Below are 13,885 nucleotides of genomic sequence, written 5' to 3'. Positions count from 1 at the left end.
TTGATAGGCCAGATCTGGAAGCACCGCAAGGTGTGGAGGTGACTGGTACTAATAGGCCGAGGGCTTGTCCTCAGTTGCTCGCGTCCACTGTGTTGGTTCTGAAACCACGAACAACCGTCGTAGCCATGTGCCACGGCTCCGGTTGACAGTTTCATAGTGTTTCGGTGGTCATAGCGTGAGGGAAACGCCCGGTTACATTCCGAACCCGGAAGCTAAGCCTCACAGCGCCGATGGTACTGCAGGGGGGACCCTGTGGGAGAGTAGGACGCCGCCGAACTAATTTTATAGAAGAGCTGGTCCCCGAACCTTTTGGTTCGGGGACCAGCTCTTTTTTGTTGCGCTTCACCCGTCGTTCACGTCGCCTGGGCACGATCCCTGTCATGGGCACAGTTGAAATGCTGCGAGCCGCAGGTGTTGGTACCGGGGACGAAGTCATCGTGCCGGCCTTCGGCAACGCCGAGGTGGCCGAGGACGTCGTGCGAGTGGGGGCCGTGCCGGTCTTCGCCGACATTCACCCGGAGACGTACTGCATCGACCCCTCCCACGTAGCCGCCGGCGTGAGCGCCCGTACCGCAGCGGTTGTCGCCGTTCACCGTTTCGGGCACCGGGCGGATCTCGCCCGGCTGCGGGAGTTGGGTCGCCGTCATGGCCTGCTCGTACTGGAGGAGCCGGGCGAGTCAGAGAAGTCGTACGACGAGGTGGCTCAACGTCGCGTCCACGCCGCCTATTTGAGCGCGCGGCTCACTGGCGTACGGACTCCTGTCGGGGAGGAAGGGCACACGTATCAGCAGTACGTGGTGCGGGTGCCGGGCAATGGGCGGCCGGATCGGGATGCTTTCGCGCGGGTGTTGCGTGGAAAGGGCGTCGAGTGCCGGGTGCCGGTGAAGACGCCGGTGCACCGGTTGCCCGGATTGCGATGCGACATTGCGCTGCCGGAAACCGAGCGGGCCGCCGACGACACGCTTGCGCTGCCGATCGAAGCGGCAATGTCACGGCGGGAGTTGCAGCGGGTCGTGCATGCCTGCAATGCATTGGGCGGACTGTTGCAGCCGGCCTTCTAGAGCTGCACCGTCGGTGGTCCGGAGGGGGCTCAACATCAGGTAAGCTTTATTCCGTTGCCGAGCGGGAAACCGCGAAAGCGACAGGCCCCTATAGCTCAGTCGGTAGAGCGTCTCCATGGTAAGGAGAAGGTCAGCGGTTCGATTCCGCTTGGGGGCTCCTCAGATCAAGGCCTCCGCCCCATGGGCGGAGGCCTTTTTGTTGTTCCGGCCCGGCGGCCTCAGTCGTGGTGCAGGCCAGGCACGCGCATCGCGAGGATCGCCATGTCGTCCGACGGAGCGTCCGCGGCGAAGCGCTCCACCGCGCGCATGATGCGGGCGGCAACGGCCCCTGCCGTGAGGCCCGTACAGGTGGAGAGGACTTCCGCCAGGCCGTCGTCGCCGAGCATGCGGCTGCCCTCACGGCGCTCGGTGATGCCGTCGGTGACGCAGAGCAGCACGTCACCCGGGTCGAGCGTCAGAGTCTGTTCGTACAGCTCCAGGTCGTCCATGACGCCGAGCAGCGGCTGGGGCTCCGCGTACGGTGCGACGGAGCCGTCCTGGCGCAGGCGCAGCGGGAGCGGGTGGCCGGCGCAGACCATCTTCAGGATCGCCGAGCCGTCCTCCTGCGGCCACAACTCCCCGTAGAGCAGGGTCAGGAAGCGGCTGCGGGCGCCCTCGTCGAGGATCGCCGCGTTGAGGCGCTCCAGGACCGCGGGACCACCGAAGCCCTCACGGGCGAGGAGGCGCAGCGCGTGGCGGGCCAGGCCGGTCACGGCGGCCGCCTCCGGGCCCGTACCGCAGACGTCGCCGATGGCGAAGCCGTACGCGCCGTCCCGGATCGGGAACAGGTCGTAGAAGTCTCCGCCCACCTCGTTGCCTTCGCCGGCCGCGCGGTAGATGACCTCCACCTCGACGCCGGGGACGTCGGGGAGCTCCGGGGGCAGGAGGCTGCGCTGGAGGGACTGGCTGATCGCCATGCGCTCCGAGTAGAGGCGCGCGTTGTCGAGGGCGAGGGCCGCCCTGCGGCTCAAGTCCTCGGCGAGCTCCAGGATTTCCTGGCGGAAGTGTTCGTCCGTCGGTTTGCCGAGGGTCAGCATGCCGATGACGCGGTTGCGGGCCACCAGGGGGAGTACGACGGTCTCGCCGCCGACCGCGGAGGCCGTCTGGAGCGTCGTGCCGATGCCGGAGCTGACGCTCGCCGGTTCGCCGAGGCCCAGGCTTCTCATGGACGTACGCAGAGCTGCCTGATGGGCGGCTTCCGCGGGGGCCGCCCAGACGCGGGCACCAGGAGTCGGGACCGGGTCCGGTGGGGCGATCTTCGAAAGGAGTGCCTTCAGGCCGTCGATGCGCTCCTCGTCCTCGTGCAGCACATAGGAGAGGTACGGCTCCGAGGCCTGATCGGCGATCGTGTAGACGGCGCACCACGTGGCGAGGGTCGGAACCGTCATCTGGGCCATGAGCGCCAGGGTTTGGTCCCTGTCGAGCGTGCCCGCCAGGAGGTCGGAGGCTTCGACGAGGAAGCTGAGAGAGCCGCGGCGGAGCTTTTCGAGTTCGCCGAGACGGGCCGATTCGACGGCCAGCGCGATGCGGTCGGCGGCGAACTGTAGGCGCAGTGCTTCTTCGTTGGAGTAGCGGTCGGGGGATTCTGCCGCCACCCCCAGGGAGCCCGTGAGACGGCCTTCTACCTTGAGGGGCACCGTGACGACCGAGCGCATGCCCGTGCCGTTCAAGAGCGGTACGGCGCCCGGGACTTGGGACAGGTCCTCGTGCACGGCCGGCATACGCGCCGAACCGTAGCGGTTGGGGCCGACTTCGACGGGCACGCGCGCGAAGCGCTGCCGTGCGGAGGGCAGGCCGGTCGAGGCGCGGACCTCCAGCTCCGTTTCGTCGTCCGTGGCGAGCAGCAGGAACGCGGAGTCGCCGTCGAGCATGTCGCGGGCGCGCTCGACGGTGCGCTGGAGCAGCCCGTCGAGGTCGTCGGGCGCCGGCGAGCCGATGAAGACCTCGAACGGGTCGGAGCCCTGGCTCTCGGAGTGCGATCCCGGGTCGGGCGAGGGGAGGCGCAGCGGGGTCTGGAGGATGGCGCGCTCGTGGTCGCGTACCAGGAGGCACACTGTCGACGGGTCGCCGTCGGTGTCGCGGACACGCAGGTGCGAGGCGTACACGGGCGTCACGCGGCCATTGGCGGTGCGGATGCCGTAACTGCCCTCCCAGCGCGAGAGCTGCAGCGCGTCGACGATGCCGGTGCTGGTGCCGGGCGTGTGCGGCCATGCCGCGAAGTCCGTGAGGGGCTTTCCTGTGACCTGCTCGGCCGCGTACCCGAAGAGCTCCTCCGCGTCCTCGTTCCACCCGGTGATCGCGCCGACCCGGTCGATCTGGACGACGGCCACGCGGACCCGCTCGTCCGCCAGCGGGAGGAGGTCGATGGGGAGGGTGGGGCCCGCGGCGCGGGTGCCGACCGAGCGCTCCGGCAGGTCGAGTTGGAACCAGACCCGCTTGTGGGTGGCCGAATAGTCGACGCCCCAGCGTCCTGCGAGCGCGGCGCAGAGCTGGAGGCCGCGGCCGCCCTCGCGGTCGGGGCTGCCCATGTTCATGGCGGACGCCTGTAGCGGAATCTCTCGCTCCGGATAGCGGTCGGAGACCTCGATGCGGACGTGGTCCTCACTTCGCAGGCACAGGACCTCCGCGGATGTGCCCGCGTGAACCACGGCATTTGTCACGAGTTCGCTGGTCAGAACGACGGCGTCGTCGATGATGTCCGCATGGCCCCACCCTTGGAGGGTGTCGCGTACGAAGGAGCGGGCGGTCGCGACGGAGCGTCCGACCGGCTCGAAAGTGGCAGCCGCGCGCGCGGTGATCACAGAACTCCCTGTACGAGTTGTACTCGTTGTCCGAGTGTCGAGGCCCAGGTCTCCCGTACCCATGTCTCGGCCGCCCCTCCGATGCCCGCTCGTTTTTCGCCACCGCCCAGGCCGGGCAGACCGGGGTGGGTGGACAGCCGCTGCCAAGGTTACTTACCTTCGCCGTCCATGCGGATGCCGGTCGTCTGTGTTTCCGCCCGGAGGGTGTGCGGACGGTGTGCGAAGCTGCCGAACTGTTATGGCCTGGTTCAGCCATGGTGAAACACTGGGCAAGCTTCCATGGAAGAACGCATTGAAATGTCGATGCGGCGGTAGAAGCGAATCCGAGAAACCCGAGCTACCCGAGCAGTACAGGTCGACCCCTGCGGGAGGGACACAGTGGAGTCTGGCGCAGCGACGCGGAGCAAGAAGACGCGCGCAGAAGACGGACAGTCCCTGGCAAAACGGCGCAAAACGCGCGGTGGCAGCGGAACGACGACGGTGGATACCGCGGCGCTGAACAGGCTGCTCGCAGGTCTTGTCGCGATGAGAGACGGCAATTTCCGCAAGCGCCTGACCGTCAGCGGCGACGGCGTGATGTCGGAGATCGCGGCCGTCTTCAACGAGGTGGCCGACCGAAATCTGCACTTGACGGGTGAGATGTCACGAGTGCGCCGCATGGTGGGCCGCGAGGGCAAGCTCACCGAGCGGCTCGAGACGGGCGCCTGTGAGGGTTCCTGGGCCACCGCGATCAATGCGTCCAACGCGCTCGTGGACGACCTCGTACGGCCCGTCTCAGAGGTCGGGAGGGTGCTCTCGGCGGTCGCGGACGGTGATCTGTCGCCCCGGATGGAGCTGAGGGCCCAGGTGCCGGAAGGGAAGCCCGAGGGGCACGGGCATCCGCTGCGCGGCGAGTTCCTGAAGGTCGGCCGGACGGTCAACAACCTGGTCGATCAGCTCTCCACGTTCACCGACGAGGTCACGCGCGTGGCCAGCGAGGTGGGCACCGAGGGCAAGCTCGGCGGGCAGGCGCGCGTACGTGGAATGTCCGGTTCGTGGAAGGATCTTACGGATTCCGTCAACACGATGGCGTACCGGCTGACCGCACAGGTGCGTGACATTGCTCTCGTCACCACCGCGGTGGCCAAGGGCGACTTGTCCCGCAAGGTCACGGTTCACGTCGCGGGCGAGATGCTCGAGCTGAAGAACACCGTGAACACGATGGTGGACCAGCTGTCGTCGTTCTCCTCCGAGGTCACGCGTGTGGCCCGCGAGGTGGGTACGGAGGGTGAGCTCGGCGGTCAGGCCCAGGTGCCCGGTGTGGCCGGGGTGTGGAAGGACCTCACCGATTCGGTGAACCTCATGGCCGGCAACCTGACCGCGCAGGTGCGTGGAATCGCACAGGTCACCACGGCCGTGGCCAATGGTGACCTGTCGCAGAAGGTCACCGTGTCGGCGCGCGGCGAGGTCGCCCAGCTGGCCGAGACCATCAACCAGATGACCGAGACCCTGCGTACTTTCGCGGACGAGGTCACGCGTGTGGCGAACGAGGTCGGTGCCGAGGGTCAGCTCGGTGGCCAGGCCAATGTGCCGGGGGCTGCCGGCACGTGGAAGGACCTCACCGATTCGGTGAACACGGTTTTCCGAAACCTCACAACTCAGGTGCGGGACATCGCGACCGTGACGACGGCGGTGGCGAACGGTGATCTGTCGCAGAAGGTCACCGTCGACGTCGCGGGCGAGATGCTCGAGCTGAAGAACACCGTGAACACGATGGTGGACCAGCTGTCCGCCTTCGGTTCCGAAGTGACGCGTGTGGCCCGGGAAGTCGGTGTCGAGGGTGAGCTCGGCGGTCAGGCGCTCGTTCCTGGCGCCGCCGGTACGTGGAAGGACCTGACCGACTCCGTCAACACCGCGTTCCGGAACCTCACCGGACAGGTGCGCAACATCGCCCAGGTGACGACGGCGGTGGCGAACGGTGATCTGTCGCAGAAGGTCACCGTCGACGTCTCCGGCGAGATGCTTCAACTGAAGAACACCGTGAACACGATGGTGGACCAGCTGTCGAGCTTCGCCGACCAGGTGACGCGGATGGCGCGAGACGTGGGCACGGAGGGCCGCCTCGGCGGTCAGGCCCGCGTGGACGGCGTGAGCGGCACGTGGAAGGAACTGACCGACTCCGTCAACTTCATGGCCGGAAACCTGACTTCACAGGTGAGGCAGATCGCCCAGGTCACGACCGCGGTGGCGCGTGGTGACCTGTCACAGAAGATCGACGTGGATGCCCGCGGCGAGATCCTGGAGCTGAAGAACACCATCAACACGATGGTCGACCAGCTCTCCGCCTTCGCGGACCAGGTGACCCGAGTGGCCCGTGAGGTGGGCACGGAAGGCCGCCTGGGCGGTCAGGCGCAGGTGCCCGGCGTGGCCGGCGTGTGGCGCGATCTGACGGATTCCGTGAACGGCATGGCCGGCAACCTCACGGCCCAGGTGCGCAACATCGCCCAGGTGGCCACGGCGGTGGCGCGTGGTGACCTGTCGCAGAAGATCGACGTGGACGCGCGCGGCGAGATCCTGGAGCTGAAGAACACCCTCAACACGATGGTGGACCAGCTGTCGGCCTTCGCCGAGCAGGTCACCCGGGTGTCCCGTGAGGTGGGTACGGACGGCATCCTCGGCGGCCAGGCCGAGGTGCAGGGCGTGTCGGGTACGTGGAAGGACCTGACGCAGTCCGTGAACGGCATGGCCAACAACCTGACGCTTCAGGTGCGGAACATCGCCGAGGTCACCACGGCGGTGGCGCGCGGTGACCTCTCCAAGAAGATCACGGTCGACGCCAAGGGCGAGATCCTCGAACTCGTCACCACCGTGAACACGATGGTCGACCAGCTCTCCGCGTTCGCCGAGCAGGTGACGCGGGTGGCCCGTGAGGTGGGCACCGAGGGGCAGCTGGGTGGTCAGGCACGGGTTCCGGGTGTCACGGGCATCTGGAAGGACCTGAGCGACAACGTGAACCTCATGGCCAACAACCTGACCATGCAGGTGCGCAACATCTCCCAGGTCGCCAACGCGGTGGCCAACGGTGACCTGACCCGGCAGGTCACCATCGAGGCGCGCGGTGAGGTCGCGCAGCTCGCCGACACGTTCAACACGATGGTGCGGACCCTGAGTTCGTTCGCCGACCAGGTCACCAAGGTGGCCCGCGAGGTGGGCACGGACGGCATCCTCGGTGGCCAGGCCCGCGTACCCGGAGTATCCGGTACGTGGAAGGACCTGACCGAATCCGTGAACGGCATGGCCTCGAACCTGACCGGACAGGTGCGCAACATCGCGATGGTCACGACCGCCATCGCCAAGGGCGACCTGACCAAGAAGATCGACATCGACGCGCGCGGCGAGATCCTCGAGCTGAAGACCACGATCAACACGATGGTCGACCAGTTGTCGTCCTTCGCCGAGCAGGTCACCCGGGTGGCCCGTGAGGTGGGCACCGAGGGCCAGTTGGGCGGCCAGGCCCGGGTGCGCGACGTGGACGGCACGTGGCGCGACCTGACCGAGTCGGTGAACGAGATGGCCGGGAACCTGACCCGTCAGGTGCGCGCCATCGCGGCGGTCGCCACCGCGGTGACGCGCGGCGACCTCAACCTCAAGATCGACGTCGACGCCGCGGGCGAGATCCAGGTCCTGCAGGACAACATCAACAAGATGATCTCGAACCTGCGCGACACCACGATCGCCAACGAGGAGCAGGACTGGCTCAAGGGCAACCTGGCCCGTATCTCGGGTCTGATGCAGGGCCGCCGCGACCTCGACGACGTGGCGGGGCTCATCATGAGCGAGCTGACGCCGGTGGTGTCGGCACAGCACGGCGCGTTCTTCCTGGCGCTTCCGCTGGACGACAGTGCCGACCCGGCGATCGCGGACGAGGACGCGTACGAGCTGCGCATGTGCGGGAGCTACGGCTACTCCATGGGCTCCATGCCGACGGCCTTCCGGCCCGGCGAGACGCTCATCGGGACGGCCGCGCAGGAGCGGCGCACGATCCTTGTGGACAACGCGCCCAGCGGCTACCTGAAGATCGCCTCCGGCCTCGGTGAGGCGCCGCCCGCGCAGGTCATCGTGATCCCCGTACTGTTCGAGGACACGGTGCTCGGTGTGATCGAGCTGGCGTCCTTCACGCCGTTCACGCAGATCCAGAAGGACTTCCTCGGGCAGATCGCCGAGATGATCGCGACGAGCGTCAACACGATCTCCGTCAACACGAAGACGGAGGTCCTGCTGAGGCAGTCGCAGGAGCTGACCGAGCAGCTCCGTGAGCGCTCCGCCGAGTTGGAGAACCGGCAGAAGGCGCTCCAGGCTTCCAACGCCGAGCTGGAGGAGAAGGCCGAACTGCTCGCTCAGCAGAACCGTGACATCGAGGTGAAGAACACCGAGATCGAGGACGCACGGCAGGTCCTGGAGGAGCGCGCCGAGCAGCTCGCCGTCTCGATGCGCTACAAGAGCGAGTTCCTCGCGAACATGTCGCACGAGCTGCGTACGCCGCTCAACTCGCTGCTCATCCTTGCCAAGTTGCTGGCCGACAACGCCGACACGAACCTCACTCCGAAGCAGGTCGAGTTCGCCGAGACGATCCATGGAGCGGGCTCCGACCTGCTCCAGCTGATCAACGACATCCTGGACCTGTCGAAGGTCGAGGCGGGCAAGATGGACGTCTCGCCGACGCGCATCGCCCTGGTGCAACTTGTCGACTACGTAGAGGCCACGTTCCGGCCGCTGACCGCGGAGAAGCAACTCGACTTCTCCGTAAGGGTGTCGCCGGAACTGCCCACTACGTTGCACACCGACGAACAGCGGCTCCTTCAGGTGCTGCGCAACCTGCTCTCCAACGCGGTGAAGTTCACGGACTCCGGTGCCGTCGAGCTCGTCATCAGGCCGGCCGGCGCCGACGTACCGAACGCGATCCGTGAACAGCTGCTGGAAGCGGGCTCGTTGACCGAGGTCGACGGCGACGTGATCGCCTTCTCGGTGACCGACACCGGAATCGGCATCGCGGCCAGCAAGATGCGTGTCATCTTCGAGGCGTTCAAGCAGGCCGACGGCACGACGAGCCGCAAGTACGGCGGTACGGGCCTCGGCCTGTCCATCAGCCGCGAGATCGCCCGCCTCCTGGGCGGCGAGATCCACGCGCAGAGCGAGCCCGGACGAGGCTCGACCTTCACGCTGTACCTGCCGATGCACCCGAGCGAACTGCCGCCCCAGGGGTACGCGCAGCTCGCGCCCACCATTGAACCGGGGGAGCGGCTCGCCCTCGACGCGGCGCCCGAGCCCGCGGAGGTGGAGACCCCGGCCGAGGTGAGGTCCTACCAGGACACCCAGAACGGGCCCGCGGCGCTGTTCCGGCGCCGTCGTAGGTCGACCCCGACGCCGCCCGAGCGGACGGCGCCGCAGGGGCCGCCGCAGGGCCAGCCGCTGCCTGCTCAGGAGCGCGCGGAGGAGCACTGGGACAGCGGCATGGCGGGTGCGACGGGTGCGGCCGAGAAGAGCTCGCCCACGCCCCGGAACGGGCTGCTGTTCGTCGGCGAGAAGGTGCTCATCGTCGACGACGACATCCGTAACGTGTTCGCGCTCACCAGCGTCCTGGAGCAGCAGGGCCTCTCGGTCCTGTACGCGGAGAACGGGCGTGAGGGCATCGAAGTCCTCGAACAGCACGACGATGTGACAGTCGTGCTGATGGACATCATGATGCCGGAGATGGACGGCTACGCGACGACGACGGCGATCCGTAGGATGCCGCAGTTCGCCGGGCTGCCGATCATCGCGCTCACCGCGAAGGCGATGAAGGGCGACCGGGAGAAGGCCATCGAGTCGGGTGCTTCCGACTACGTTACGAAGCCGGTCGATCCGGACCATCTGCTCTCTGTGATGGAGCGGTGGATGCATGGTGAGTGACAGGAATCCGGAATGTTCAAGATGAGTTGCTGACTGAGTGTGGTCGAAGTCGTGTAGAGGCGCGGGATTCGGGGAACCTTCTGGTCTCCCACCGCGTTTCTGCTACGTGCACGGTGACATCGCGGTGACAGGGTGTGGCGACAGGCGGGGTGCAGCTACCATGACCGGCACAAGGACGGACGACGCAAGGGAGTCGTTCCCTGGGGCGGCGAAAGGAGCCTCCCCGAGTCCTGCGGACAGGGGCGGCCCCATGCCGGGGCGAGGAGGGCGGGCCATGGTGCAGAAGGCCAAGATCCTCCTGGTCGATGACCGGCCGGAGAATCTGCTGGCGCTGGAGGCCATCCTCTCCGCGCTCGATCAGACACTGGTACGGGCATCGTCCGGGGAGGAAGCGCTGAAGGCGCTGCTCACGGACGATTTCGCGGTCATTCTGCTGGACGTTCAGATGCCAGGAATGGACGGGTTCGAAACCGCTGCGCACATCAAGCGCCGCGAGCGGACACGGGACATCCCGATCATCTTCCTCACCGCGATCAACCACGGACCGCATCACACGTTCCGTGGCTACGCGGCAGGGGCGGTCGACTACATCTCCAAGCCGTTCGACCCCTGGGTGCTGCGCGCCAAGGTCTCGGTGTTCGTCGAGCTGTACATGAAGAACTGCCAGCTCCGGGAGCAGGCGGCGCTGCTGCGGCTCCAGCTGGAGGGCGGCGGCAAGGCCATCGGGGACAGCAAGGAGCCCGCGGGGCTGCTCGCCGAGCTGTCGGCGCGGCTCGCCGCGGTCGAGGAGCAGGCCGAGGCGCTGTCGAAGCAGCTGGACGACGAGTCCGCGGACGCCGCGGCGGTGGCCACGGCGGCACATCTGGAGCGCAAACTCACCGGACTGCGCAGGGCGCTTGACGCCCTGGAGCCCGGGACGGGCAGCGGAGCGCCCTCGCTGCCGTCGCAGAACTGAGGCGGCCGCCCCGGAATCGGGGGCGGCGCTCGGGCTTTGAGGGCACGTCAGTTTCCGCCCCGTCAGTTCGCGACACGATCGGGTGAAGCGGTGGGCACACGTGTCCAAGGTCGGCTCCCCCGGTAACCTCACACCCATGGCCTCACGTCCCGCAGCCAAGAAGTCGCCCGCGAAGAAGACGGCGGCGCCGACCAAGGCTCCGGCGAAGAAGGCCGCTGCCAGAAAAGCCCCCGCGAAGAAGGCCGCGGCCAAGAAGCCGGCGCCCAAGAGGGCGCCCGCCAAGAAGGCCGCGGCGAAGAAGCCCGCCCCCAAGGCGGCACCCAATCCGACCGGGGGCCTGTACAAGCTCGTACGCGCCCTGTGGCTGGGCGTCGCGCACAGTGTGGGGGCCATGTTCCGCGGCATAGGGCGTGGTGCGAAGGGGCTCGACCCGGCACACCGCAAGGACGGACTCGCGCTGCTGCTGCTCGGGATCGGGCTGATCTGCGCTGCCGGTACCTGGTCCAATCTTCAGGGCCCGGTCGGTGACCTCGTCGACATGCTGGTGACCGGCGCGTTCGGCCGTCTCGACCTGCTGGTCCCGATCCTGCTCGGTGTCATCGCCGTGCGCTTCATCCGGCATCCCGAGAAGCCCGAGGCCAACGGGCGGATCGTGATCGGCCTCTCCGCGCTCGTCGTCGGCGTGCTCGGGCAGGTACACATCGCCTGCGGCTCACCCGCGCGCGGGGACGGCATGCGCGCCATAAGGGACGCGGGCGGACTCATCGGCTGGGCCGCCGCGACACCGCTGAGCTTCACGATGACCCAGGTGCTCGCGGTCCCGCTGCTCGTTCTGCTGACGGTGTTCGGTCTGCTCGTGGTGACCGCGACACCCGTCAACGCCATCCCGCAGCGCCTGCGCCAGCTCGGCGTGAAGCTCGGTGTCGTGCACGAGGACGCGGCCTTCGCCGAGGGGGTGCCGGACGAGTACGACGACGAATGGCGCGAGGCCACGCCCGTGCGCTCGCGCAAGCGCCCCGGCGCCCCGGCGCCGGAGTCGTACGACCCGGATCGGGCCGAGGAGGAGGCGTTCGCCAAGCGGCGCAAGTCGCGGCGGTCCGTGCAGCCCGCCATGGAGCGGCCGATGGACGCGGTCGACGTGGCCGCGGCGGCGGCCGCCGCGCTCGACGGGGCCGTGCTGCACGGAATGCCGCCGTCGCCGCTCGTCGCGGACCTCACGCAGGGCGTCTCCGGTGAGAGCGGCGGCGAGAACAGCGGTGAGACGTCCACAGGGGAGCGCTCGGCACCCGTGCCGGGGGCCAGGGCCAAGAAGGCCCCGGCAGGCGCTCAGAAGGAGCCTGAGCCGACGCCCACCTCTCTCGGCGTGCCGGACCTCACCAAGTCCGCACCTGACGCGAGGGGGGACCTCCCGCCGCGCGCCGAGCAGCTCCAGCTCGCCGGCGACATCACGTACGCGCTGCCCTCCCTCGACCTGCTCACGCGCGGTGGCCCCGGCAAGTCGCGCAGCGCCGCCAACGACGCCGTCGTCGAATCGCTGCAGACCGTCTTCACCGAGTTCAAGGTCGACGCGGGCGTCACGGGCTTCACGCGCGGCCCCACGGTCACGCGGTACGAGATCGAGCTCGGCCCCGCCGTGAAGGTCGAGAAGATCACGGCCCTGGCGAAGAACATCGCCTACGCCGTCGCGTCCCCGGACGTCCGGATCATCTCGCCGATCCCCGGGAAGTCCGCGGTCGGCATCGAGATCCCGAACACGGACCGCGAGATGGTCAACGTCGGCGACGTGCTGCGCCTCGCGGACGCGGCCGAGGACGAGCACCCCATGCTGGTCGCGCTCGGCAAGGACGTCGAAGGCGGCTACGTCATGGCCAACATGGCCAAGATGCCGCACATCCTGGTCGCCGGCGCCACCGGCTCCGGTAAGTCGTCGTGCATCAACTGTCTGATCACCTCGATCATGATGCGGGCGACGCCCGAGGACGTCCGGATGGTCCTCGTCGACCCCAAGCGCGTGGAGCTGACCGCGTACGAGGGGATCCCGCACCTGATCACGCCGATCATCACCAACCCCAAGAAGGCCGCCGAGGCACTCCAGTGGGTCGTGCGAGAGATGGATCTGCGCTACGACGACCTCGCGGCCTTCGGCTACCGGCACATCGACGACTTCAACAAGGCGGTCAAGGACGGCAAGCTCACCACGCCCGAGGGCAGTGAGCGGGAGCTGAAGGCGTATCCGTACCTGCTGGTGATCGTCGATGAGCTCGCCGACCTGATGATGGTCGCCCCGAGGGACGTCGAGGACTCCATCGTCCGGATCACGCAGCTCGCGCGCGCGGCGGGTATCCACCTGGTCCTCGCCACGCAGCGGCCGTCGGTCGACGTCGTCACCGGCCTGATCAAGGCGAACGTGCCCTCGCGGCTCGCCTTCGCCACCTCCTCGCTCGCCGACAGCCGGGTCATCCTCGACCAGCCGGGCGCCGAGAAGCTCATCGGCAAGGGCGACGGCCTGTTCCTCCCCATGGGGGCGAACAAGCCGACCCGTATGCAGGGTGCTTTCGTCATAGAGGACGAGATCGGCGCCATCGTGCAGCACTGCAAGGACCAGATGGCGCCCGTCTTCCGGGACGACGTCACGGTGGGCACCAAGCAGAAGAAGGAGATCGACGAGGACATCGGCGACGACCTGGACCTGCTGTGCGCGGCGGTCGAGCTGGTCGTCTCCACGCAGTTCGGCTCGACCTCCATGCTGCAGCGCAAGCTGCGCGTGGGCTTCGCCAAGGCGGGTCGGCTCATGGACTTGATGGAGTCGCGAAACATCGTCGGACCCAGTGAAGGTTCGAAGGCTCGTGACGTTCTTGTGAAAGCAGATGAGCTGGAGGGAGTGCTCGCGGTGATCCGCGGGGAGGCTCAACCGTAAGGTGACCCCTTCGAACGACGTCACCCGTACGGGCATCGGAGCAACCGTTTCCTCGTCGGCTACGTCAAGTTGAGGAGGAGGCAGCCGTGTACGTCGCCAGCGGGATGGCGGGCCATTCTGATGGCGTACAAAGTCCGACCGCCCGGTTGCCTCACCCATTCACACCCCCCCTACACTGAACCTC

The 13,885-nt window shown here is 67.7% G+C and carries 5 protein-coding genes, 1 tRNA gene and 1 rRNA gene; 6 read left to right on the top strand and 1 reads right to left on the bottom strand.

Going from position 1 to position 13,885, the window contains the following annotated elements:
* The first annotated feature begins 160 nt into the window (after positions 1-160).
* From rrf to ACIRHA_RS14265, 3 genes are all read left to right on the top strand, one after another.
* Positions 161-277 (top strand): 5S ribosomal RNA (gene rrf / locus ACIRHA_RS14275).
* Positions 278-395: 118 nt separating this feature from the next.
* Complete coding sequence (locus ACIRHA_RS14270) at positions 396-1,061, top strand: DegT/DnrJ/EryC1/StrS family aminotransferase (RefSeq protein WP_403844518.1); 666 nt, start codon at positions 396-398, stop codon at positions 1,059-1,061.
* An 84-nt stretch (positions 1,062-1,145) separates the two neighbouring features.
* Positions 1,146-1,218, top strand: a tRNA-Thr gene (locus tag ACIRHA_RS14265).
* A gap of 61 nt (positions 1,219-1,279) precedes the next feature.
* Here ACIRHA_RS14265 and ACIRHA_RS14260 read toward each other — a convergent pair.
* Positions 1,280-3,901, bottom strand: a complete 2,622-nt coding sequence (locus ACIRHA_RS14260; RefSeq protein WP_403844380.1) for a SpoIIE family protein phosphatase — start codon at positions 3,899-3,901, stop codon at positions 1,280-1,282.
* Between the two features lie 378 nt (positions 3,902-4,279).
* On the opposite strand from ACIRHA_RS14260, the gene ACIRHA_RS14255 reads away from it, so the two are divergent.
* From ACIRHA_RS14255 to ACIRHA_RS14245, 3 genes are all read left to right on the top strand, one after another.
* Positions 4,280-9,829, top strand: coding sequence for a HAMP domain-containing protein (locus ACIRHA_RS14255; RefSeq protein ID WP_403844377.1), 5,550 nt, complete (start codon positions 4,280-4,282; stop codon positions 9,827-9,829).
* A gap of 274 nt (positions 9,830-10,103) precedes the next feature.
* On the top strand, positions 10,104-10,784 hold the full coding sequence (locus tag ACIRHA_RS14250; RefSeq protein ID WP_356378009.1) for a response regulator: 681 nt from the start codon (positions 10,104-10,106) through the stop codon (positions 10,782-10,784).
* Between the two features lie 136 nt (positions 10,785-10,920).
* Positions 10,921-13,701: a DNA translocase FtsK gene (locus tag ACIRHA_RS14245; RefSeq protein ID WP_403844375.1), complete on the top strand. Its 2,781-nt coding sequence runs from the start codon at positions 10,921-10,923 to the stop codon at positions 13,699-13,701.
* Positions 13,702-13,885: the final 184 nt, after the last annotated feature.

It is taken from the genome of Streptomyces sp. NPDC102360 (assembly GCF_044766085.1).
Lineage (GTDB): Bacteria > Actinomycetota > Actinomycetes > Streptomycetales > Streptomycetaceae > Streptomyces.
The sequence above is the reverse complement of the archived record's forward strand: the minus strand, read 5'-3'. Positions and strand labels throughout refer to the sequence as shown.